Origin of the sequence: uncultured Thiohalocapsa sp. (genome assembly GCF_913062725.1) — a bacterium.
In the GTDB taxonomy this organism is placed as follows: domain Bacteria; phylum Pseudomonadota; class Gammaproteobacteria; order Chromatiales; family Chromatiaceae; genus Thiohalocapsa.
In genome coordinates this window covers 1-21,373 of the sequence record NZ_CAJXWY010000064.1, presented here as the reverse complement: position 1 = coordinate 21,373, position 21,373 = coordinate 1, and the positions used below count along the sequence as shown (strand labels likewise).

General features: G+C 69.3%; 22 protein-coding genes. 12 read left to right on the top strand and 10 right to left on the bottom strand.

Annotated elements, in window-relative coordinates:
- Positions 1–149 precede the first annotated feature (149 nt).
- The 5 genes from QZ588_RS15140 to cfa form a co-directional block, all read right to left on the bottom strand.
- Positions 150–728, bottom strand: a complete 579-nt coding sequence (locus QZ588_RS15140) for an aminodeoxychorismate/anthranilate synthase component II (RefSeq protein ID WP_295543779.1) — start codon at positions 726–728, stop codon at positions 150–152.
- Between the two features lie 104 nt (positions 729–832).
- Positions 833–1,576, bottom strand: coding sequence for a DnaA/Hda family protein (locus QZ588_RS15135; protein WP_295543778.1), 744 nt, complete (start codon positions 1,574–1,576; stop codon positions 833–835).
- Between the two features lie 52 nt (positions 1,577–1,628).
- Entirely contained in the window at positions 1,629–2,231 is a 603-nt protein-coding gene (gene wrbA / locus QZ588_RS15130; protein ID WP_295543777.1) for an NAD(P)H:quinone oxidoreductase, read from the bottom strand.
- A 247-nt stretch (positions 2,232–2,478) separates the two neighbouring features.
- Positions 2,479–3,372, bottom strand: a complete 894-nt coding sequence (hslO, locus tag QZ588_RS15125; protein WP_295543776.1) for an Hsp33 family molecular chaperone HslO — start codon at positions 3,370–3,372, stop codon at positions 2,479–2,481.
- Positions 3,373–3,405: 33 nt separating this feature from the next.
- On the bottom strand, positions 3,406–4,569 hold the full coding sequence (gene cfa, locus QZ588_RS15120) for a cyclopropane fatty acyl phospholipid synthase (protein ID WP_295543781.1): 1,164 nt from the start codon (positions 4,567–4,569) through the stop codon (positions 3,406–3,408).
- A 464-nt stretch (positions 4,570–5,033) separates the two neighbouring features.
- Between cfa and QZ588_RS15115 the strand changes: the two genes are divergently transcribed.
- Positions 5,034–5,405: a hypothetical protein gene (locus tag QZ588_RS15115; protein ID WP_295543775.1), complete on the top strand. Its 372-nt coding sequence runs from the start codon at positions 5,034–5,036 to the stop codon at positions 5,403–5,405.
- A gap of 65 nt (positions 5,406–5,470) precedes the next feature.
- On the opposite strand, the gene QZ588_RS15110 is transcribed toward QZ588_RS15115, so the two are convergent.
- A complete protein-coding gene (locus tag QZ588_RS15110; protein WP_295543774.1) occupies positions 5,471–6,307 on the bottom strand; it encodes a metallophosphoesterase family protein in 837 nt (278 codons plus the stop codon).
- 222 nt (positions 6,308–6,529) lie between these two features.
- Here QZ588_RS15110 and QZ588_RS15105 point away from each other — a divergent pair, with 222 nt between their 5' ends.
- The 3 genes from QZ588_RS15105 (at position 6,530) to QZ588_RS15095 (ending at position 8,440) form a co-directional block, all read left to right on the top strand.
- Positions 6,530–7,006: a hypothetical protein gene (locus QZ588_RS15105; protein ID WP_295543773.1), complete on the top strand. Its 477-nt coding sequence runs from the start codon at positions 6,530–6,532 to the stop codon at positions 7,004–7,006.
- Between the two features lie 103 nt (positions 7,007–7,109).
- Positions 7,110–7,373 carry a DUF6489 family protein gene (locus tag QZ588_RS15100; RefSeq protein ID WP_295543772.1) on the top strand — a complete coding sequence of 88 codons (264 nt, stop codon included), beginning with the start codon at positions 7,110–7,112 and terminating at the stop codon, positions 7,371–7,373.
- A 119-nt stretch (positions 7,374–7,492) separates the two neighbouring features.
- The gene (locus QZ588_RS15095) at positions 7,493–8,440 is read left to right on the top strand and encodes a sulfurtransferase (protein ID WP_295543771.1); all 948 of its coding nucleotides are present in this window, start codon (positions 7,493–7,495) and stop codon (positions 8,438–8,440) included.
- Positions 8,441–8,492: 52 nt separating this feature from the next.
- On the opposite strand, the gene QZ588_RS15090 is transcribed toward QZ588_RS15095, so the two are convergent.
- Positions 8,493–9,131 (bottom strand): BMC domain-containing protein, encoded by a 639-nt coding sequence (locus tag QZ588_RS15090; protein WP_295543770.1) that lies wholly within the window; start codon positions 9,129–9,131, stop codon positions 8,493–8,495.
- Positions 9,132–9,531: 400 nt separating this feature from the next.
- On the opposite strand from QZ588_RS15090, the gene apbC reads away from it, so the two are divergent.
- Complete coding sequence (gene apbC, locus QZ588_RS15085) at positions 9,532–10,623, top strand: iron-sulfur cluster carrier protein ApbC (RefSeq protein ID WP_295543769.1); 1,092 nt, start codon at positions 9,532–9,534, stop codon at positions 10,621–10,623.
- 193 nt (positions 10,624–10,816) lie between these two features.
- Here apbC and ftsX read toward each other — a convergent pair whose 3' ends face one another.
- The 3 genes from ftsX to ftsY form a co-directional block, all read right to left on the bottom strand.
- The gene (gene ftsX, locus QZ588_RS15080; protein WP_295543768.1) at positions 10,817–11,764 is read right to left on the bottom strand and encodes a permease-like cell division protein FtsX; all 948 of its coding nucleotides are present in this window, start codon (positions 11,762–11,764) and stop codon (positions 10,817–10,819) included.
- Positions 11,765–11,789: 25 nt separating this feature from the next.
- Entirely contained in the window at positions 11,790–12,494 is a 705-nt protein-coding gene (gene ftsE / locus QZ588_RS15075) for a cell division ATP-binding protein FtsE (protein WP_295543767.1), read from the bottom strand.
- A 117-nt stretch (positions 12,495–12,611) separates the two neighbouring features.
- Positions 12,612–13,688, bottom strand: a complete 1,077-nt coding sequence (gene ftsY, locus QZ588_RS15070) for a signal recognition particle-docking protein FtsY (protein WP_295543766.1) — start codon at positions 13,686–13,688, stop codon at positions 12,612–12,614.
- Positions 13,689–13,909: 221 nt separating this feature from the next.
- Between ftsY and QZ588_RS15065 the strand changes: the two genes are divergently transcribed.
- The 7 genes from QZ588_RS15065 (at position 13,910) to QZ588_RS15035 (ending at position 21,209) form a co-directional block, all read left to right on the top strand.
- Positions 13,910–15,310 (top strand): pitrilysin family protein, encoded by a 1,401-nt coding sequence (locus QZ588_RS15065; RefSeq protein WP_295543765.1) that lies wholly within the window; start codon positions 13,910–13,912, stop codon positions 15,308–15,310.
- A complete protein-coding gene (locus QZ588_RS15060; protein WP_295543764.1) occupies positions 15,300–16,739 on the top strand; it encodes a pitrilysin family protein in 1,440 nt (479 codons plus the stop codon). Before QZ588_RS15065 ends, QZ588_RS15060 begins: the two co-directional genes overlap by 11 nt.
- On the top strand, positions 16,726–17,403 hold the full coding sequence (rsmD, locus tag QZ588_RS15055) for a 16S rRNA (guanine(966)-N(2))-methyltransferase RsmD (RefSeq protein ID WP_366929585.1): 678 nt from the start codon (positions 16,726–16,728) through the stop codon (positions 17,401–17,403). The genes QZ588_RS15060 and rsmD overlap by 14 nt, the downstream gene beginning before the upstream one ends.
- A 170-nt stretch (positions 17,404–17,573) precedes the next feature.
- The gene (gene coaD / locus QZ588_RS15050) at positions 17,574–18,050 is read left to right on the top strand and encodes a pantetheine-phosphate adenylyltransferase (RefSeq protein WP_295543763.1); all 477 of its coding nucleotides are present in this window, start codon (positions 17,574–17,576) and stop codon (positions 18,048–18,050) included.
- Positions 18,051–18,122: 72 nt separating this feature from the next.
- Positions 18,123–18,380, top strand: coding sequence for a YfhL family 4Fe-4S dicluster ferredoxin (locus tag QZ588_RS15045; protein ID WP_295543762.1), 258 nt, complete (start codon positions 18,123–18,125; stop codon positions 18,378–18,380).
- Positions 18,381–18,528: 148 nt separating this feature from the next.
- Positions 18,529–20,280, top strand: coding sequence for a gamma-glutamyltransferase (gene ggt, locus QZ588_RS15040; protein ID WP_366929584.1), 1,752 nt, complete (start codon positions 18,529–18,531; stop codon positions 20,278–20,280).
- On the top strand, positions 20,277–21,209 hold the full coding sequence (locus QZ588_RS15035) for a TIM44-like domain-containing protein (RefSeq protein WP_295543761.1): 933 nt from the start codon (positions 20,277–20,279) through the stop codon (positions 21,207–21,209). Before ggt ends, QZ588_RS15035 begins: the two co-directional genes overlap by 4 nt.
- The last annotated feature ends 164 nt before the right edge of the window (positions 21,210–21,373 follow it).

Below are 21,373 nucleotides of genomic sequence, written 5' to 3'. Positions count from 1 at the left end.
TGCTGCACACTCGCGTCTGCGTGAACCCGGACCTATTGTACCCGGCCTGCGGCCCGATAAGTCGGACAGCCTCCTAGGCGTTGGGAACGAGGGACTGGCAATGCGTGACGCGTTTCGAGGAACCAGTAACCACAACAGCAGAGCCCTCGTCACTGCAACAAAAAGTTCTTCAGCAAGTCATGGCCATGGCGCGTGAGGATGGACTCGGGATGGAATTGCACCCCCTGCACCGGCAGCTCGCGATGGCGCACGCCCATGATCTCGTCGCGGCTGCCGTCGTCGCGGCGGGTCCAGGCCGTGACCGTCAGTGCCTCCGGCAGGTGCTCGGCGTCGATGACGAGCGAATGATAGCGGGTGGCCTCGAAGGGGCTCTCCAAGCCGGCGAACACGCCCTCGCCCTGGTGGTGGATGGGCGAGGTCTTGCCGTGCATCACCGCCCGCGCCCGCACGACCTCGCCACCGAAGGCGCGGGCGATGGATTGGTGGCCCAGGCAGACGCCGAGCAGGGGGATGCGGCCGGCGGCGGCGCGGATCAGCGCCACGGAGATGCCGGCTTCGTCCGGGGTACAGGGGCCGGGGGAGATGACGATGCGCGCCGGGGCCAGCGCCAGCGCCTCGGCGACACTCGCCTCGTCGTTGCGCAGCACGCGCACCTCGGCGCCGAGCTCGCCCAGGTATTGCACCAGGTTGTAGGTGAACGAGTCGTAGTTGTCGATCATCAGCACCATGGGTGCGGTCCTGTGCGTGTGACGGTGGTCGGGGTGTTCGGGATCGGGTGACGGCCGGACACCATTGTCGCGCAGTCGGGCGGCGGCGCAAGACCCGCCGCCGCTCAAAGCTCAGAGGGCACTGCGGTGCTGTGACCCGCAATCTCCGGGTGGCTGTGCAGCAGCTGGCCCACCAGGCGCGGCGACGGTGCCCGGCGTAAGCGCAGGCAGGCGGTGTCGAGCGCCGCCACCAACGCCAGCAGCGAGGCCGTATCCCGCGGACTGTAGGTGAGGATGTAGCGCAGGGTGTCGTCGCTCAGCGGCAGGCCCCGGGCGGCGGCCTCGCGCCTTAACAACAGCGCGCGGCCGGCGTCGCCCAGGGGCTGTACGGCGTAGGTGGCGCAGGCCGAGAGCCGGGAGGCGAGGTCCGGCAGCGTCAGACCCAGGGCCGGCGCCGGCGCCCGCGCCGCCAGCAGCAGCCGCCCGCCGCGCTGGGTGAGGGCATTGTAAAGATTGAACAGGCCGAGCTCCCAGTCCCGCTCACCGGCGATGGCCGTCACGGCGTCGAGGACCACCGCATCGCAATCCTCCAGGCCCTCGAGCACCGAGGGGGCGAGACCGTCCAGGTCCAGCGGCACGAAGCGCGCCCAGGCGCCCGCGGCGGCGGCGGTCTCGAAGGTCGCATGCAGCAGGTGGCTCTTGCCGCTGCCCGCTTCGCCATGCAGCAGCAGATGCCCCGCCGCTGGATCCACCGCCCAGTGTTGCAGGGCCGTCACGACGGTGGCGTTGCCGTCGGCGACGAAGCAGGCGAAGCCACCGGCCTCCGGCAGCCGCAGCGGCAGGCATAATTGCTCCGGCGCGGGACTCATGGCCGCCGGCGCCCCAGACGCTTGCCATACGACCCCGCCGGCCGTCGGTGCATCAGCGCGCAAGGGCGGCGGCGGTGGTGGCGAGCCGACGTCCCAGCGCCTGGCAGAGGCGCTTTTCGGCGTCGGTGACTGGATTGTCGTTATTGATGCCGGCCACGTGCGACGGTCCATAAGGGGTGCCGCCGGCGTTGGTGTGCAGCAGGTCGGTCTCGCTGTAGGGCAGGCCCAGCAGCAGCATGCCGTGATGTAGCAGCGGCAGCATCATGGAGGTGAGCGTCGTCTCCTGGCCGCCGTGCAGGCTCGAGGTGGACGTGAACACGCCGGCGGGCTTGCCCGAGAGCTCGCCCGCGAGCCAAAGCGGCGAGGTGCCTTCAAGGAAATATTTCAACGCCGCGGCCATGTTGCCGAAGCGCGTCGGGCTGCCCAGCGCCAGCGCCGCGCAGTGGCGCAGATCGTCCAGCTCGGCGTAGGGAGCGCCGGCGTCGGGAATGCTGTCTGCGACGGCCTCGCAGACGGTGGAGACCGCCGGCACCGTGCGCAGGCGGGCTTCCAGGCCAGCCTCCTCGACGCCGCGCGCCACTTGATGCGCCATCTCGGCGGTGGCGCCGAACCGACTGTAGTAGAGGACCAGGACGAAGGGGTTGGCTGTTGACATGGGGCTTACGGCTTACTGGCTGGACAACACTCTCGACCCTATAGCATACCGGTGCACTGCGTCGGCTGCTCGACGCGGTGCAGTGGCGAGCTTGTTGGACCGCGGGGAGGCGCGAAATCCCGGCGACGCCCGCGCCAAGCGCCACGTCGAGCCCGATGGCGGTGATGGTGTTTGGCTTGGTGCCAGCGTTTGCGGGCGGCGCGCCCGCGCCAGTGTCCCGCGCCAATACCCCGCGCCAATGCCCCCGTCAGTGCATGGAATCGCGCACGCCCGAGGGCACCACGCTGTCGCTGAAGAGCTCGCGGGCATCCACCGCATCGAAGCGGTAGTCCCGGTTGCAGAATTCGCACGTCACGGCGATGTCGCCCTGTTCTTCCACGATCGCGTCCACCTCGGTCTGGCCGAGCGCGCGCAGGGTTTGCTCGATGCGCCCGCGTGAGCAGCTGCAGCGGAAGGCGACGGGCTCCGGCTCGAAGAGACGGACGTCCTCTTCGTGGAAGAGCCGGTGCAGCAGGTTTTGCACCGGCAGGGTGAGCAGCTCGCGCTCCTGCACCGTGTCTGCGAGGGCGACGGTACGGTCCCAGCCGTCGGCATCCTCGACGCCATCGGGCAGGCGCTGCAGCATGAGCCCCACGGCGCGGTTGTCGTCCACCGCGAGCCAGAGGCGGGTGGGCAGTTGCTCGGAGTGGCCGAAATAGGCCTCGATGGCGGCGCCGAGGCCCGGCCCCTCCAGCGGCACGATGCCCTGGTAGCGCTCGCCCCGGGTCGGCTCCAGGGTCAGCGCCAGGTGACCGGCACCGAAGCGCTGCTGCAGGCTGCCCTCGGGGACTTGGTTTTCCCAGCGCGCCAGGCCGCGCACCGGGCCGCGGTGGGTGCCCTGGACCACCAGGGTGCGGATGGGACCGCTGCCCTGGGCCTGCAGCGTTAGCCGACCTTCGAACTTGAGCGTTGCGGTGAGCAGCAGCACGGCTGCCAGGGCTTCGCCGAGGGGCCGCTGCACCGGGCTGGGGTAGGGGTGGCGCGAGAGCACGGCCTGGAAGGCGGCGTCCAGACACACCAGCTCGCCGCGCACCCCCAGGTGCTCGAACACGAACCGATGAAGGGTATCCGGCTGCGGGGCGCCGGTGGCTGTGGCGCTCATGCCCGCGCCCCCACATGGGCCGGCACGATGGTGTCAGCGCACCGAGCGATAGGCGTTGGGGCGGCTGCGCTTGGCCAGCACCAGCTGCCACAGCTGCCCCTGGCGCGAACGGAAGAAGCCCGCCGAGGCGTGCAGGTAGTATTTCCACATCCGGTAGAAGGCATCGTCGTAGCTGGCGCGCAGTTCGGGCCAGGCCGCATCGAAGCGGTGCCACCAGGCCATGAGCGTTGGGTCGTAGTCCAGCCCGAAATTATGCCAGTCCTCCACCAGAAAGCATCCTTCCAGCGCACGGGTGATCTCCGGCGCCGACGGGATTTTGCCGTTTGGGAAAATGTAGGCGTCGGTCCAGGCGTCTGTTGTTGCACAAGTGGTGCTGTTGCCGATGGTATGCAACAAAAAGAGCCCGTCGTCGGTGAGCACGCGCCGGGCGACGTCGAAGTAGGTGCGATAATTGCGCACGCCCACGTGCTCGAACATGCCGATGGAGACGATGCGCTCGAAGTGCCCGCCGACCTCCCGGGGCACGTCGCGGTAGTCCATCAGCCGAATTTCCACCGGCAGGTGGCGGCAGCGCTGCGTCGCCAGCTCCGCCTGCCGGCGCGAGACCGTGATCCCCACCACGTCGACGCCATAGTGCTCGGCGGCGTAGGCGGCGAGCCCGCCCCAACCGCAGCCGATGTCCAGCAGCCGCTGCCCCGGGGCGAGCGCCAGCTTGCGGCAGGTGAGATCCAGCTTGGCCAGCTGAGCCGCCTCGAGCGTCGTGGCGTCGCGCCAGTAGCCGCAGCTATAGCTCATGGTGGGGTCCAGCATGGCTTCGTAGACATCGTTGCCGATGTCGTAGTGGCGCTCACCGACGGCGAAGGCGCGCGAGCGGGACTGGCGATTGATGATCCGGTCCTTGATCCACTGATAGGCGAAATGCAGCTTGGCCGCCTGGTTGAGCGCGCCGTCTAAGTCGTGCCGCAGCAATCGGGCGAAGGTCTCGTCCAGCTGCTCGCTGTCCCAGGCACCCGCCACGTAGGCCTCGCCCAGGCCGAGGGAGCCATCGCGCAGGGTGCGTTGATATGCGATTGGATCGTGTACCTGGATGTCCCAGGGATGGTCACCGTTGATGCGCACGTCGGTGGGCCGCAGGAGTCGCCGGACGAGCGGCGGAGCTGCGGCTGCCGGGGCTGCTGACCGCCGTGGCGCATGCAGCGATGCTGTCGATGAGCGTGCCTGGGCGTGCTGACCTTGTGCCGTGGCCATGGGTGAGAGACCCCCGTCGGGTCGCGCCCGACCAGCCAGTGGTTTGCGGAGTCGGCCGCCGGCGCAGCGCCGCAGACGCCATGCCGTATCGGCCTGTATTGCCGAGGGTTTGATGACAACGCATCGCCCGCGTCGGCACAATCGGGGATGACCGGGTGCCACACCCGCTGGTCGGTGCGGTCGCCGGTATCGGAGGAATCCGGTGCCTGCGCTGGTCGCGTTGGGTCTATCCTTAAGGCTGGCACGGGGTCGCCGGGGGCTGCGGCGTGCCCTGGTCGGGAGGCAGATTGCGGATGCACGACGACACGGTAGCAAGGCGGCCGCGCCGGGCGGAGATGGCGACGCGGCGATGCAGCGGCTGGGCACGTCCGCGGCTGCGGTTACGCCCGCGCTTGCCTGCGCTGGTGCTGGTCGTGCCACTCGCCCTGGGGCTGGTCAGCTGTACATCGCAGCCTGTGGTGTATGGCGGTGGATCCGTGGCCCAGGCGGATATCGACGATTGCCGGCGATTGGCCCGAGCGGCCGGCGCCGGCGGTGCCGACGGCGCACGCATTGCCCGCGAGACCGCCGTCGGCGCCGCCGCCGGTGGTGCCGCCACCGGCATCTATGGCGCCGTGCGCGGCGATGACGACGTCGGCAACCGCACCGCCGCCGGCGCCGCGGCGGGTGCTGCGGTGGGCCTGGTGCGGGGCGTCAGCCGCAGCGGCGAGCCGAGCGGCACGTTCAAGAGTTACGTCAATCGTTGCCTGCGCGAGCGCGGCTACGACGTGGTGGGCTGGAACTGACGCCGCCGCTGACGACGGGCACGCCGCGCCCGTAGTCGCCCGGAGGGCCGTGTGCGCGAACGCCCCTAGGCGATCTCGCGCAGGTAGCGCTCCACGGTCGCTTCCAGCGTGACCTCGCCGCGCAGCACCGCGTCCTGGTAGCGCGCCCGCCAGCCCGCAATCAGCAGCTCGGCGCGCTCCCATTCCAGATAGATGAGCCGCGCCAAGGGGCCGCCCTCATCCAGGAAGCCCGAGCACTCGAAGTCCCGTGCAGCCCGCTCCCGATCGTACGCGAAGCGCACCAGCTCCGGGTGCCAGCGTCCGCCCCGCCAGGTGAAGCGCCCGTAACTGCCGCGCACGTCGCCATCGAAGGGTGAGCCCACCGAGCCCACGTTGACCACGTCCATGCCTTGGGTGTGGCGCTGATGGGCGCGGTGGGTATGGCCGGACACGAACAGCGCCACGCCCTCCGGTAGCTTGCCCGCCAGTGACGCATCCGAGCGCCGTGGGCTGATACCGTCGCGGTTGCCGGCCATGGTGCCGTGGGTGACATGCAGCCAGGCGTCGGCGCCCGGTGGATGCAGGCACAGATGATCGGGCCAGCCGCGCAGCCGATCCGCCTGGCTGGCCACTTGTCGCCACGCGAGATCCGCGAAGCGACGGATCTCCCGCTCGCCCTCGCAGACCGGTGCCTCCTCGCCACAGCGCAGCACCCAGAGTTCGTGATTGCCATTGACGGGCAGCCAGCCTTGCGCGCGGCGCATGCGATCGAACAGGCTCAGGCAGCCGCCGCTGTCCGGGCCCCGGTTCACCAGGTCGCCTGCCATCACCACCAGGTCTGGATGCCACGCCTCGATGTGCTCGACGACGGCCTCCAGCGCCGGCAGTACCGCCTGAACATCCGAGAACACCGCGACCTTCATGTGGATTGCTCCGTGGAATGCGTACCATTGAGCGTACCGCAGGCCTGGGCTTTGGCCGGCGCCGGTCGCTCGCCACGGCGGCACACCGCCGCCATGGCACCCACTGTACGCCAAAGCCCGAGGCGTTGCGGAGATCCGCCCGAGACGACAACGGCGACGTCGGCGGTTTAAGCTAGCAGCCTGAACGCCGATCAGCGAGCTTTCCAGCCACCGTCCCAGCCCATGACCAAGAACGCCCCCGCTGCTTACTCCGAGACCGCAGACCCCGATTGGGAGATGCCGCTCAGTCTGCGTATCACGCCCGCGCTGCTGGTGCACGCCCTGATGGAAAACGCCTCTGGCGTGCACACCGGCTGGGAGAGCTGCGTCGACGAGTCCACGTTGCTCTCCGAGCTGGTGGTCATGGACGATACCGGCACCGCCGCCGTGCGCCTGGTGGAGCAGGAATTCGCCGACGAAGCCGATCCCGAAGCGGTCTGGCACGACTGGGCGGTGGAGATCCGCATCGGCCGCGTGATGACCACCGGGCATTTCTCCGTGCGCACCAATGCGCCGCCATTGGACTGGAACTGGCAGCTGCGCGAGGCCGAGCGGACTTTCGAGCGCGCCTGTGTGCTGCTCGGGCGCCGGGTGCGCCGTGGGCTCGCCGTCGAAGAGCCTCTGCCACAGGAACTGCCGCCGCGCGCCAGTCGTCACTGAGCACGGCGGTGCTGGTCGGACCGCCGGGTGGCGCCCGCCGCCCGTCCGGCGCACGCGGCGCCGCCGCGCATCCATTCACCTGCTCACAACCGCGAGGCATCCGATGAAGTTTCATGTCGACTTGGACATCACCGCCGCAGAGATGCGTAAGCTCATGGGCCTGCCGGACGTGGAGGCCTTCCAGCAACAGCTGCTGGACGATATCCGCGAGCGTATGCAGGCCGGGGTGGAGGGCTATGACCCGCTCAAGCTCTTCCAGCCCTATATGGCCAACAGCCTCAAGGGCATGGAGATGATGCAGCAGCTCTTCACCGCCGGCCTGAGCGGTGGCGCCGCGCGCACCCACAGGGACGACGACGCCGACTGAGCGCGGCCGCCGTCGTGTCTCTCGGCTGGATTGTGCGGGCCGGCGCTTGAATCAGTGCGGCTGTGGCCACCACTTGGCGGCACGATCAACGCATTGGCCGACTCGGCCGGGAGCTCATCATGCTCAGACACTGGCTGCTCACGGCGGCGCTGAGTGCCGCTGTGCCCATCTTCACCGCCCCGATGGCGTCGGCAGCGAACGCCGATGGGGCGCCGCCACTGGTGGACGCCGCCTGGCTCGGGGCCCACGCCGACGACGTCGTGGTGGTGGACTTGCAGGAGCCGGAGGCCTTTCAGCGCTTCCACGTCCCCGGTGCCGTGAATCTGCCCTATGAGCGCTGGCGTACCCGTGCGCCAAAGGACCGTAAGGATCCGGCACTACTCGCGTCCATGCTGCCCGATGCGGCGGTGCTGGAGACCATGCTCGGCGAGGCCGGCATCGGCAACGACGATCACCTGGTCATCGTCGGCACCGGTCGCAGCGCGGGCGATCTGGCCGCCGCGGCACGGGTGTTCTGGACCCTCAAGGTGCTGGGGCACGATGCCGTGAGCGTGCTCGATGGCGGTCTGATCGCCTATGCAGACGCAGGCGCACCCCTGGCCAGGGGCCCGGAGCGCCGTCCACCGACGACATTTAAGGCGACGCTGCGACCGGCGCTGGCGCCGGACGCCGCTGCGGTGGAAGCGGCCCGAGCCGACGCGACCCAATTGGTGGACGCCCGCAGCGAGGGCGAGTTCGTCGGCATCTACACCGGCGACAGCGACGAGCGCCCGGGCACCATCCCCGGTGCCAAGCATCTGCCCTACGACTGGGTGGCCGCCGACGGCGGCGCCACACTGCGCAGCGCCGGCGCCCTCGCGCAACTGTTCGAAGCGCGCGGCATCGACCCCGCCGGCGCGCAGGTCCATTTCTGCCACAGCGGCAACCGCGCCGCGCTGAGCTGGTTCGCCGCCTACGCCGTGCTCGGCAATGAGCAGGCCAGGCTCTACGACGGCTCCATGATGGAATGGGCGCAGAGCGAAGACAGACCGGTGGCGGCCGCGATCGAGCTCTGCGAGGCCTGCTGAGCCCGCCCGCCGCCGGTGCGACTCCTGGTGGAAGGACCCCGGCGCGACGCACTCAGTGGTGGGAGATGACCGGGCGTTCCTGTCCGGAGAGATTTTCCACCGCCCGCACCGCCGCGGCGCCGGCCTCGTCGACATCGGCTTCTGTGCCGGAGAGGGTGAGGCGGCCGAAGGCGCCCACGGCGCGGACATCGATAATGGTGATGTTGGCTGCCTTCTCCGCCTGGTTCGCGGCGTAGACGATATAGCCCGCCGGCTCGGTCTCGAGGATGAACATGCTCTGACCCGGCAAAATCATTGACCCGCGACGGTTCTGCCGGTTGATGAGCACGGTGTGGTCCGGCGTCATGGCGCGAATGATCTCCTTCCAGGCCACCCGGCACTTTTGCCGGTCGTCCTGCGCGGCGCCGAGGTTTTCCAGCACGATACGGCCCGCTTCCAGCACATCGCTCTGATCGCGCTGATGGATCACCATGGAGCCGAAGGCGCGCTCCACCACCTGCTGGGCCAGGTGCACGCGGGTGGCCTTCAGGGCCATGTCGGTGAGGCGATGGATGGCCATGCCGGGCGAGACTTCCACCCACAGACAGGCGTCGCCGGGTATCGGCAGGAAGCCCTGGGACACGGTGGCCATATACTCGGCCAGCTGGGGTTGCAGGGAGTCGATGTAGATGTAGGTCCGAAGCTTGATCATGCGTATGGCGCGGCGATTCCCGGGGCGGGTCGGGGGCTGGGCTGGCAGGTGGTTCTGACGGGACAGATGCGAATTGTACAGGCGATCGGCGTCGTCGCGCGGAACATAAGGCCGCGTGGTGGGGACGCGGCGTGATGCAGAGGGGACCTGTGGAAGGCCACGGGCGGGCGTCGGGCCGCCGCCCGACGGCGCTGCACGCAGCCGAGTGGCCGCCCGGGTCGGCGGCGCGCGCCGCATGCCCGCCGCCTTGAATTAGCAGGCACTGATACCAGTTGAGCGGGCACCGAAGGCGTCGCCCGCTGTCGTTGCGCAGGTGGGTATCGCGCCGCCGAAACAGTGCCAGAGAGACAGACCGAGGCCCGCCCGGCACCGGGTGGCCGACCAGACAACGGAGTTACTCATGTCCACACCCACCCAAGAGACCGTCGAGGCCGCCCTGAAGCGCTACGTCGAGCCCCATCTCGGCCGCGACCTCGTCAGCAGCAAGTCCATCAAGTCCATCGACATCGAAGGCGACCAGGTCAAGGTCAAGGTCATGCTGGGCTTTCCGGCCAAGGGCGCCGCTGATGCGATCGAGGAGGGCGTGAAAACGGCGGTGGCGGGGGTCGAGGGGGTGTCCGCGGTACAGGTGGATGTGGCCTGGGAGATCCGCTCGCATTCCGTGCAAAAGTCCCTGAAGCCCATCGATAACATCAAGAACATCATCGCCGTGGCCTCCGGTAAGGGCGGTGTGGGCAAGTCCACCACCGCCGTCAACCTGGCCCTGGCCCTGGCCGCCGAGGGCGCCACGGTCGGTATTCTGGACGCAGACATCTACGGCCCTTCACAGCCACGGATGCTGGGCATCTCCGGCAAGCCCGAGTCCAACGATGGCAAGCGCCTGGAGCCCATGACCGCCTACCATCTGCAGGCCATGTCCATCGGCTTCCTCATCGAGGAAGAAACGCCGATGATCTGGCGCGGCCCCATGGTCACCCAGGCGCTGGAGCAACTGCTCAACGACACCAACTGGTCCGAGCTGGACTACCTGGTCATCGATCTGCCCCCGGGCACCGGCGATACCCAGCTGACTCTGGCCCAAAAGGTGCCTGTGTCCGGCGCCGTCATCGTCACCACACCGCAGGATATCGCCCTCCTGGATGCCCGTAAGGGGCTGAAGATGTTCCAGAAAGTAGAAGTGCCAGTGCTCGGTGTCGTGGAGAACATGTCCATCCACATCTGCTCCAAGTGCGGCCACGAGGAGCATATTTTCGGCGAGGGCGGCGGCTCCGCCATGGCCGAGCAATACGGCATCCAGTTACTGGGCTCGCTACCGCTGGACATTCATATCCGCGAGGAAGCGGACTCCGGCAAGCCCAGTGTCGTCGCCGATCCGGACAGCCGCATCGCCCAGATGTACCGCGAGATCGCACGCAAAACCGCCGCCAAGCTCTCGCTGCAGGCCAAGGACTATGCGGCGAAATTCCCGCGGATCGTCATCCAGAACAATTAGAACACCGCACAGCACCCCCTCAACCCCGCGCCAGGCCAGCAATGGCGCGGGTTTTCCCCGCATCGCCCCTACGCCGCCCCCGCACCATCTGCCACCGTTTTGCTTACCTCTAGCTTAGCAATATGCCTGATCACAAGACCCAGGCATGCCCAAGGGGCTCGGGGCTAAGGCGGCAACATGCGGGCGCGCGAGGCTACACCGGACGCAACCGCGCGAGGTGACGGCCGACGGCGATGCGACTGCCGACGACGCCGAGCAAGGTGCCGACGCCGAGCAGACTCAAGGATTGCCGCAGGTCGAGGGCGGTCAGTTGCAGCTCGGCGTCATAGAGCGCGGCGACCCGGCCGGCGGGTGCTTGCAGCAGCCACATGGCGGCGTCCACCAGGGCCCAGGCCAACAGGCCGCCGAGCAGTCCGTACCAGGCGCCGGCATAGAGAAAGGGGCGACGAATGAAGGCGCCGGTGGCGCCGACGAGATCCATGACCTGGATTTCGTCGCGGCGGTTTTCGGTCTCCAGCCGAATGGTGTTGCCTACCACCAGCACCACGCCAAGGGCGAGCATGGCGCCCAAGAGCAGCACACCTTCGCGCAACAGCGACAAAATGGCGTTGAGGCGCCTGATCCATTGCGCATCGGCCTGTGCGAAGTCCACACCCGGCAGAACAGCAAGGCTGGCGAGTAGCGCGTCCACGTCGTCGCCGGGCGTCAGGTCCGCCGCTGGATAGACGCCGAGCACCACGGGCAGCGGGTTGTCGGGTAGTTGCTCGACGGCACTGCCGAGACCGCTGTGCTCGCGCAGCTCAGCGAGTCCCTGGGCACGGGAGATGACATCCACCCGATCGATATCGATGCGCAGGCGAAGGGCGGCTGCCAATGCCTCCGCCGTCGTCTCGTCGAGCTCGGGCGCCAGGAATAACGACAGCGCAGCCCCGCGTCGCCAGTCATCGGCGAGGGCTTCCAGGTTGTCGGTAATCGCCAGCAGGGTCGCCGGCAATGCCAGCGCGATGGCGATGGCGGCGACGGTCATCAGTGTGCCAAGGGGCGCGCGTGCGAGCCGATCGATGGTCTCGGTGGCCGCGCGCCGATGCTCGCCGGCCCAGGTGAGCAGGCAGCGCAGCCAGCGGGGTCCGCGGGCGCTCATGGCCACCGACGTGCGCGCGTGCGCGTCATGACACCGGCTCAGGCGCCGCCTGTGGTGCCGGCGGTCGTGGGATGGCATCGGCCACCAGGCGGCCCTGCTTCAGCACGAGGGTACGATGGCCCATGGCGCGGATCAGTGCCAGGTCGTGGGTGGCGATGAGCAGGCTCACCCCCAGCTGGTGGAAGCGCTCGAACAGGCGGAAGATCTCGCGCGAGAGATCCGGATCGAGGTTGCCGGTGGGCTCGTCGGCGAGGATGACCTCCGGGCGGCCCACCACGGCGCGGGCAATGCCCACCCGCTGCTGCTCACCGCTGGAGAGCGTCAGGGGCAGGGCGCGCTCCAGCTTGAGCAGGCCAACCTGGTCCAGCGCCGCGCGCACGCGTCTGCCGATCTCGTCGCGGGGCATACCGGCGGTCACCAGCGGCAGGGCGACGTTGTCGAACACGCTGCGACCGGCGAGCAGTCGGTGGTCCTGGAATACCATGCCGATGCGCCGGCGGTGGGCCGGGATGCGCCGGCGCGGGAGTCGGGCGAGATCTTCGCCACCGACGCGGATGCTGCCGTGGCTCGGGCGCTCCAGCAGGCCGATGAGCTTGAGCAGGGTGCTCTTGCCGGCGCCGGAATGGCCGGTGAGGAAGGCCATTTCGCCCGCCTCGAGGCGGAAGCTCAGGTCGCGGAGCGCATCGCCCCGCTCGGGGTAGCGTTTGCTGACGTGCGCGAGCTCGATCACATCAGGAGGGTGGTCAGTGACGGGTGGCGAGGGGCTGGCAACGTATGGCGAGTGGCGGTGGCGTGGGCATCGTTGGCCGATTGACCGTCGTGACCTCAGACCTTCGCCACTCCTCCCTCAGGAAGCCAGTAGCGCGTCGAGAAAGGTGTCCGCGTCGAAGTGCCGCAGATCTTCGATGTGCTCGCCGACGCCGACGAAGCGAAACGGCACCTGCAGCCGCTCGGCGATGGCGAACAGGATACCGCCTTTGGCGGTGCCGTCGAGCTTGGTGAGTGTGATGCCGGTGATGGGGACGGCGGCGTTGAACTGCACCGCCTGGTGCAGGGCATTCTGGCCCGTCGTGGCGTCCACCACCAGCATGACCTCGTGCGGGGCGTCGGGGTCGATCTTCTGCATCACGCGGACGATTTTCTTCAGCTCCTCCATCAGATTCGCCTTGGTATGCAGGCGTCCGGCGGTGTCGGCGATGAGCACGTCGAAGCCGCGGGCGGTGGCGGCCTGGAGGGCGTCGTAGACCACCGAGGCGGGGTCGGCGCCGGTATGCTGGGCGATGACGGGCACGTTGTTGCGCTCGCCCCAGGCCTGGAGCTGCTCCACCGCCGCGGCGCGGAAGGTGTCACCGGCGGCCAGCATGACCTTGTTGCCCTCCGCCAGCAGCTGCTTGGCGAGCTTGCCGATACTGGTGGTCTTGCCGACGCCGTTGACGCCCACCATCAGGATCACCTGCGGCTTGCCCGCTGCCGGCTGGCGCACTGGCGTTTCCGCTTGGTGCAGGATCTCCGCCAGCTGCCGGCGCACCGCTTCCAGCAGGCCCCGGGGGTCGGAGACCTCGCGCAGTTTCACCCGATACGCCAGGTCTTCGATGATGCGCGTCGTCGCCGGCACGCCCACGTCGGCGCTCACGAGCAGCATTTCCAACTCTTCCAGCAGGTCCTCGTCGATCTCCTTGCGGCCGGTGACCAGCTCGGCGATGTCTGCATTCAGCACCTCGCGGGTCCGCGCCAGGCCGTTGCGCAGGCCGCGCAGGAAGCCCGGCCCGGTGTCGGTGTCCTGTTGCCCGTTGGCGCGCTCGGCGATGGCCTGGGCGAGGCGGCCGGAGGGTGCTGCATCGGCGGCTGCCGGCGCCTGCGTCGCGGCTTCGCTCGGGGTAGCGGTGGCCGCGGCCTGGGTTTTTTTCTTACCGAATCCGAACATGGCTTGCGTCTGAAGATCAGCGGTAGTGCCGGTGGGTGCCGTCGTTGTGATCGGGCGGCGGGCGACGGCGGGCCGACGCGGCGTGACCTGCGATCGATGACCGCCGGCGCGCCCGCAGGTTACCAAGCTGTCAGGTTGCCATCGTCGAGCCAGACGCACATTGTATCAATAGTCAAGGGCCGCCACGTGAGAGATCAGCGATCAAGCGGGGTATTCCAACCATGCGACTCTTTCCCTTTGGCCTGGTGCTGCTGCTGGCAACGCTGGGAATCGGTAGCCCGGCGGCGGCGGACGTCTACGAGCGTGTCCTCGACAACGGACTCAAGGTCCTGGTGAAGCCGGACCGGCGCGCGCCCATCGTCACCTCCCAGGTCTGGTACAAGGTGGGCTCCAGCTACGAGCCGGGCGGCATCACCGGCGTCTCCCACGTGCTGGAGCACATGATGTTCAAGGGCACCGAGAATCTGGAGCCCGGCGAGTTCTCGCAGATCATCGCCGAGAACGGCGGCGACGAGAACGCCTTCACGGGGACCGACTACACGGCCTACTTCCAGACGTTGGCCGCCGACCGGCTGCCGGTCTCCTTCGAGCTGGAGGCCGAGCGCATGCGCCGGCTCACCCTGCCCGAGGAGGAATTCCTCAAAGAGCTGGAGGTGGTGAAGGAGGAGCGCCGCCTGCGCACCGACGATGATCCGCAATCCCTCACCTACGAGCAGTTCCAGGCCGTCGCTTACCAGGCGTCGCCCTATCGTAACCCCATCATCGGCTGGCCGAGCGACCTCGAGGCCATGCAGGTGGACGACCTGCGCGCGTGGTACCGGAAGTGGTATGCGCCGAACAACGCCACGGTGGTGGTGGTGGGCGACGTCGACCCGGAGACGGTCTTCGCCCTGGCCGAGCAGCACTTCGGCCCCCTGGAGGCGGAGCCGGTGGCCGCGCCCAAGCCCCGGGCCGAGCCCGAGCAGCGCGGCGAGCGCCGACTGGTGGTGCAGGCCCCGGCCAAAGAGCCCTACCTGATCATGGGCTACAAGGTGCCGGTGCTCGCCAATGCCGAGGAGGGCTGGGAGCCCTACGCGCTGGAAATGCTCGCCTCCGTGCTCGACGGCGGCGCCAGCGCCCGCTTCAGCCGCGAGCTCGTGCGCGGCGAGCGCATCGCCGCCAGCGCCGGCGCCGGTTACAACGCCTTCACGCGGTTGCCCGGGCTCTTTCGCCTGAGCGGCGTCCCTGCCTCGGGCCGCAGCGTCGACGACCTGGAAGCGGCGCTGCTGGCGCAACTCGAGCGCGTGCGCACCGAGCTGGTGGCCGAGGACGAGCTCGAGCGCATCCGCACCCAGCTCATCGCCGGCAAGGTGTACGAGCGCGACAGCATCTTCTACCAGGCCATGCAGCTCGGGCAGCTCGAGACCGTGGGGCTGGGCTGGGAGCTGGTGGACAGTTATGTGGATGCGCTCTCCGCCGTGACCCCGGAACAGATCCGCAGCGTCGCCCGCGATTATCTGGTACCGGAGGTGCGCACCGTCGCCCGCCTCGAGCCGCAGCCCCTGGACGGCGCCGACGGCGGTCAGCGCCGCGCCGACAACCGCAACAACAACGCCACCGGAGCCCTGGCCCATGCACGCTAATCCAACCCGAGGGCTGATCGCCGCCCTGTGCACCGGCGCTTGCCTGGCGCTCGGCTTGAGCGCGCCCGTTGCGGCGACACCCAACATCGAGACCTGGCGGACCGATGCCGGCGCCAAGGTGCTGTACGCCGCTGCCCCCGACCTGCCCATGGTGGACGTGCGCATCGCCTTCGATGCCGGCAGCGCCCGCGACGGCGATCAGCCCGGGCTCGCCAGCATGACCGCCAACATGCTCACCGAGGGCGCCGGTGGACTGGATGCGGACACCATCGCCGAGCGCGTGGAGGCCGTCGGCGCCGAGCTCAGCACCGGCGCCGGCCGGGATATGGCCTTCGCCAGCCTGCGCAGCTTGACGGCGCCCGACAGCCTCGGCACGGCCGTGGAGATTCTCACCAAGGTACTCGCGGCCCCCCGGTTTCCGCAGGCCGACCTGGAGCGGGTGCGCGCCAACACCCTGGTGGGCCTGCGCCAGCAGGAGCAGGACCCGGGCACCGTCGCGAGCCGCGCCCTCTACCACGCCGTCTACGGCGGACATCCCTATGCGACGGCCACCGACGGCAACCGCGACAGCGTCGCGGCCATCACCCGCGACGACCTGGTGCGCTTCCATCGGCGCTATTACACGGCGTCCAACGCCACGATCGCCATCGTCGGCGCCCTCGACCGGGCGCAGGCGCAGGTGCTGGCGGAACTGCTCACCGCGGGCCTGCCGGCGGGGGAGCCGCCGGCGCCCTTGCCGCCGGTGGCGGACCTCGAGCGCGGCCGTGTGGAGCGCATCGCCTTCCCCTCCAGCCAGACCCATCTCTACATCGGGCAGCCCGGCATGCGCCGCGGCGACCCCGACTATTTCCCGCTGTACGTCGGCAATCACATCCTCGGCGGCGGCGGCTTGGTGTCCATTCTGATGGATGAGGTGCGCGAGCGTCGCGGCTTGTCGTACTCGGCGTTCAGCTACTTCGCGCCCATGGCCGAGCGCGGGCCCATGATCATGGGGCTGCAGACCAAAAACGCCCAGGCGGATGAGGCCCAGCAGGTGATGCTCGAGACCCTGGAGCGCTTCATCCGTCAGGGGCCGAGCGCAGAGGAACTGGACGCCGCCATCAAGAACATCACCGGGGGCTTTCCGCTGCGCATCGCGAGCAACAGCAACATCGTGCAGTACCTCTCGGTGATCGGCTTCTACGATCTGCCCCTCGACTACCTGGACCGATTCACCGAGCGCGTGCGCGCCGTGAGCGCCGAGCAGATCCGCGACGCCTATCGCCGCCGCGTGCACCCGGACCGTCTAGTGGTCGTCATGGTGGGGGGCGACGCCGACGGCGAGGCGGTGCCCATCGCCGCAACCGCCGCGGCGCCCAACGTCACCGACGGCGCGTCGGGCGCCGCTGCGGCATCCGCCGTCGCTGCGCCCGTTGGTGGTGGCGGCTAGCGGCGGCAGGCGCACCGCGGGCGGCGGTGGCAGCGCCGGCGCGGGCCATAGGCGGGTCCGGGCGGCCGGGCACCGCGGCACCGGTCATGTGCGCATCATCGGCGGGCGCCTGCGCGGGCGGCGGCTGCCGGTGCCGAAGCACACGGGACTCAGGCCCACCACCGACCGGGTGCGCGAGACATTGTTCAACTGGCTTGCGGCAGACATCCCCGGCAGCCATTGCCTGGATTGTTTCGCCGGCGCCGGCGCCCTGGGCTTCGAGGCCTTCTCCCGGGGCGCCGCGCGCGTCCTATTGCTCGAGCGCGCCGAGCGCGTCGCCGCCGGTCTCGCTGCCAACGCAGAGGTCTTGCGCACGGCGGCTGCATGCGACCAAGCCCTCGCAACGGCGCAGTTGCAAGTGGTGCAGGCGGATGCCCTGCATTGGCTCGCCGCTCGGGCGCCGGTGCCCTTCGACATCGTCTTTCTCGATCCACCCTTCGATGATGCCTTGCTGGCGGCGGTCTGCGCGTACCTGACGCGCGGCTGGCTCAAGCCGGGCGCCGCCGTCTATCTGGAAATGCCGGCGGCGGCGCCGCTACCCGCACTGCCCGAGCACTGGCAAGTGGTGCGCGAGCGCACGGCCGGCCAGGTGCGCTATGCGCTGGCGCGGCTCGAGCCGGCCTGAATCGATTGCGGGCCCGTTGTGTGCCAGGCGTGGGCCATGATGGATCGGCGCCGCACACGGGCTATTTGGCGTCTGTCGGTGCCCTGGAGTCTGCTATCCTCCGCATTCGCCGCGGCGTCGGTGACACACGACCGGCGCCGCTTGTCCAAGCAGAGCCTGCCTCGCCCATCATGCGCAGTGTCGTCTATCCAGGTACCTTCGACCCCATCACCAATGGGCATACCGACCTGGTGGCGCGGGCCGCACATTTGTGCGATCGTGTCGTCGTCGCCGTCGCCGCAGATACGGGTAAGGACACAACCTTTGCGATCGATGAGCGCGTCGCCCTCGCGGAGCATGTCTGTCACGGTCTCGGCAATGTGGAAGTGGTGGCCTTCTCGGGACTGCTGGTGGAGTTTGCGCGCAAACTGCAGGTGCACGTGATCATGCGCGGCTTGCGGGCGGTATCAGACTTCGAGTACGAGTTCCAGCTCGCCGGCATGAACCGCCGCATGGCGCCGGATATCGAAACCCTGTTCCTCACCCCCGCCGAGCAGTACGCCTATATTTCGTCGTCACTGGTGAAGCAGATCGCGCGCCTGGGCGGGGACGTTTCCGCCTTCGTTCCGCCCACCGTGCATACTGCATTGCGCAAGCGGTTTGGATAAACTCGCTCCCATCCCAATGTGGCGGCGCGAGAGTCAAGCTCGAACAGCCAAGCTACCTCCAGGAGTATCGCCATGGCCTTGCTGATTACCGACGAGTGCATCAACTGCGACGTCTGCGAGCCCGAGTGCCCCAACGGCGCCATCTCGCAGGGCGACGAGATCTATGTCATCGAGCCGGACCTCTGCACCGAGTGTGTCGGCCACTACGAAACATCCCAGTGCGTCGAGGTGTGTCCTGTGGACTGCATCATCGTCGATCCGGACCACACCGAGACGGAAGAAGAACTACGCGCCAAGTATGAGCGGATCACCGGCGACGCCGGCGGCTGACCCCCGGGGGCAGCGCCTCAGGCCCACTCACACCGAGGCTCCCGCGCGGAGCCTTTTTTCTGCGGTGCGGACGGGCCCTTCCGGCCGCCCCTGGCCGGGAGTCGCCGCCGAGCGCAGCCGCAAGCCATGGCGCGCAGCGGCGACAGCCGTGGCCTTATGCCTGGTCGCGGCGCTCTGCGTCGGTGCTTCGCACGCTCACGCCTCGCGCCCGCCCGCCGCGGCCATCGCCACCGCCCATCCCCTGGCCACCGCCGCCGGCAAGGATATTCTCAGCGCCGGTGGCAATGCCTTCGATGCCGCCGTGGCCGTGAGCGCGGCTCTGGCCGTGGTTGAGCCCTACAGCTCCGGCCTCGGCGGCGGCGGCTTTTGGCTGCTGCATGTGGCGGCATCGGGCCGTGACGTCATGGTGGACGGGCGCGAGCGCGCACCGCTCGCGGCCACCGCCGACATGTATCTGGATGCCGATGGCGAATTCGTGCCGGCGCGTTCCCTGAACGGTCCCCTGGCGGCGGGTATCCCCGGGGCGCCGGCGGCGCTGGCGCACATCGCCGAGCGCTACGGGCGGCTGCCGCTGGCGGCGAGCCTGGTGCCGGCCATCGAACTCGCCCGGGACGGCTTCGAGATCGACCCGGTCTATACGCGTCTCGCGCGCTGGCGCCGGGACGCCATCGCCGCCTCGCCGGCGGCCGCCGCGCAGTTCCTGGCGGGCGACGCCGTACCGGCACCCGGCACCCGCCTGCGTCAGCCCGAGCTCGCAACGACCCTGCTGCATCTCGCCCGCGACGGCCACGACGGCTTCTATGGCGGCGAGGTGGCGCGGCTGCTGGTGGCGGGCGTGCGCGCGGGCGGCGGCATCTGGCGTCTGCGCGATCTCGCACAATACCGCGTGGTCGAGCGTGCACCCATCAGCGCCCGCTTCGAGGCGCCGACGGGCCGTTGGCGCCTGGTCAGCGCGCCGCCACCGTCCTCGGGCGGCGTGGCCCTGGTGCAGATGCTGCATATGCTGAGCGGCTTCGACGTCGCGGCGCTGGCGCCGGCGGATCGCGCGCACCTGCTCATCGAGACGATGCGCCGCGCTTACCGCGACCGCGCCGAGTTCCTGGGCGATCCGGACTACGTGGACGTGCCGGTGGCGCGCCTGACCGATCCGCGCTACGCCGCCGGGCTGATGCGCAACTTCCGGATGGACCGGGCGACGCCGAGCCCGCCGCCGGAGGCGGTGCGGGCCGAGGGCGCCGACACCACGCATTTTTCCATCCTCGACACCGACGGCAACCGTGTCGCCGCGACCCTCAGCATCAACTATCCCTTCGGCTCGGGCTTCGTACCGCCGGGCACCGGGGTGCTGCTGAACGACGAAATGGATGATTTCGCCGCCCGGCCCGGCGTACCCAATGCATACGGGCTGATCGGCGGCGACGCCAACGCCATCGCGCCCGGCAAGCGCATGCTCTCGAGCATGAGCCCCACCTTCATCGAGTCCGACGCGGAGGTGGTGATTCTCGGCACGCCCGGCGGCAGCCGCATCATCACCATGGTGCTGGAGGGCCTCCTCGCCGCCACCGGGCTCGACCCGACCGCCGGCGGCGGCGCACGAGACTGGGTCGCGGCGGGGCGCTTTCACCATCAATACCTCCCCGATGAGGTGGTGACGGAGCCCGATGCCCTGTCCCCGGCCGTGCGTCGCAGCCTCGAGCGCCGCGGGCATCGGCTCAGCACCGCCGGGCGCCCCTACGGCAACATGCAGCTGGTGCGCTGGCGGCGTGCGCAGCGCCAGGTCGAGGCCGCCAGTGATCCGCGCGGCATCGGCGCCGCGACGGTGATCGAAGCAGCACCCGCTGCGACTGTCTCCAATCATCGGCGACAACCCCAAACACAGCCACTGAGAACGACACCATGAAGACTTTCTTCGTTGCCATGCTGAGCTTCCTCGTCATCGGCGCCGCGGTACTGCCCCAGGACGCCGATGCGCGCCGCCTGGGCGGCGGCCGCAGCCTCGGTCAGCAATACACCACGCCGCGCCAGGCCCAGACACCGCAGACGCCACAGCGCCAGCAGGCCGCCGACCAGCGTGCCAATCAGGCCGGCGCCGCCGGACAGCGCCCCCGCGGTGGCATGGGCTTCCTCGGTCCCCTCGCCGGGCTCGCCGCCGGCGGACTGCTGGCGGCGATGTTCTTCGGCGGCGCCTTCGAGGGCTTCCAGCCCTTCGATTTCCTGATCATCGTTGCGCTGGTCGTCGGCGGTTTCCTGTTGTTTCGCATGCTGCGCCGTCAGCGTGCACCCGCGCCGCGCCCGGTGCCCGCTGGCTTCACGCCCGCTGGTCAGCCGGCGGGCCAGCCGAGCAGCCCATCGGGCGATCAGCCGGCCTTCGGCGGCGTCTTCGGCGGCGGCTCAGCACCGTCGCCGGCCGCCACGGCCGACACGACGGCCGATGCCGGTGCGCCGGCCCAGGCGGCCCCCGACTGGTTCGATGCACAGGGCTTTGCGGATGGCGCCAAGACCCACTTCATCCGCCTGCAGGCCGCCTGGGATCAGGCGGACTTCCGCGATATCCGCGAATACACGTCGCCGCAGCTCTTCGCCGAGCTGCAGCGGGAGCGTCAATCCATGGGCGATGTGCCCAACTACACCGAGGTGGTGACGCTGAACGCCGAGCTGCTCGGCGTGCAGCGTGACGGCGATCAGGTGGTGGCGAGTGTGCGCTTCACCGGCCTGATCCGTGAGGAGGCGCAGGCGCCCGCGAAGTCCCTGGATGAGGTCTGGCACGTCGCCCACGACTGGGACAGCCCCCAGGGCGACTGGCTCATCACCGGCATTCAACAACCGTAAGCGCCGGGCGGCTGAGCGGCGCCCGCCGGGGGCGCCGCCGCCTGAATACAGCTGGTGACACCCGATGCCTTTCGGTTTCCGGTGTCTGCGGGCTGGGTGGCGGCGGGCGGGGGTCTCGACCGCAGGGATGCGGTCGTGAAGCCTACAGGGATGTATTCACGGCG

What these genes read in the sequence shown, in the direction of transcription:
- QZ588_RS15140 (WP_295543779.1), bottom strand. Translation starts at nt 728, where the DNA reads ATGGTGCTGATGATCGACAACTACGACTCGTTCACCTACAACCTGGTG.
- QZ588_RS15135 (WP_295543778.1), bottom strand. Translation starts at nt 1,576, where the DNA reads ATGAGTCCCGCGCCGGAGCAATTATGCCTGCCGCTGCGGCTGCCGGAG.
- wrbA (WP_295543777.1), bottom strand. Translation starts at nt 2,231, where the DNA reads ATGTCAACAGCCAACCCCTTCGTCCTGGTCCTCTACTACAGTCGGTTC.
- hslO (WP_295543776.1), bottom strand. Translation starts at nt 3,372, where the DNA reads ATGAGCGCCACAGCCACCGGCGCCCCGCAGCCGGATACCCTTCATCGG.
- QZ588_RS15110 (WP_295543774.1), bottom strand. Translation starts at nt 6,307, where the DNA reads ATGAAGGTCGCGGTGTTCTCGGATGTTCAGGCGGTACTGCCGGCGCTG.
- QZ588_RS15105 (WP_295543773.1), top strand. Translation starts at nt 6,530, where the DNA reads ATGACCAAGAACGCCCCCGCTGCTTACTCCGAGACCGCAGACCCCGAT.
- QZ588_RS15100 (WP_295543772.1), top strand. Translation starts at nt 7,110, where the DNA reads ATGAAGTTTCATGTCGACTTGGACATCACCGCCGCAGAGATGCGTAAG.
- QZ588_RS15095 (WP_295543771.1), top strand. Translation starts at nt 7,493, where the DNA reads ATGCTCAGACACTGGCTGCTCACGGCGGCGCTGAGTGCCGCTGTGCCC.
- QZ588_RS15090 (WP_295543770.1), bottom strand. Translation starts at nt 9,131, where the DNA reads ATGATCAAGCTTCGGACCTACATCTACATCGACTCCCTGCAACCCCAG.
- apbC (WP_295543769.1), top strand. Translation starts at nt 9,532, where the DNA reads ATGTCCACACCCACCCAAGAGACCGTCGAGGCCGCCCTGAAGCGCTAC.
- ftsX (WP_295543768.1), bottom strand. Translation starts at nt 11,764, where the DNA reads ATGAGCGCCCGCGGACCCCGCTGGCTGCGCTGCCTGCTCACCTGGGCC.
- ftsY (WP_295543766.1), bottom strand. Translation starts at nt 13,688, where the DNA reads ATGTTCGGATTCGGTAAGAAAAAAACCCAGGCCGCGGCCACCGCTACC.
- QZ588_RS15065 (WP_295543765.1), top strand. Translation starts at nt 13,910, where the DNA reads ATGCGACTCTTTCCCTTTGGCCTGGTGCTGCTGCTGGCAACGCTGGGA.
- QZ588_RS15060 (WP_295543764.1), top strand. Translation starts at nt 15,300, where the DNA reads ATGCACGCTAATCCAACCCGAGGGCTGATCGCCGCCCTGTGCACCGGC.
- coaD (WP_295543763.1), top strand. Translation starts at nt 17,574, where the DNA reads ATGCGCAGTGTCGTCTATCCAGGTACCTTCGACCCCATCACCAATGGG.
- QZ588_RS15045 (WP_295543762.1), top strand. Translation starts at nt 18,123, where the DNA reads ATGGCCTTGCTGATTACCGACGAGTGCATCAACTGCGACGTCTGCGAG.
- QZ588_RS15035 (WP_295543761.1), top strand. Translation starts at nt 20,277, where the DNA reads ATGAAGACTTTCTTCGTTGCCATGCTGAGCTTCCTCGTCATCGGCGCC.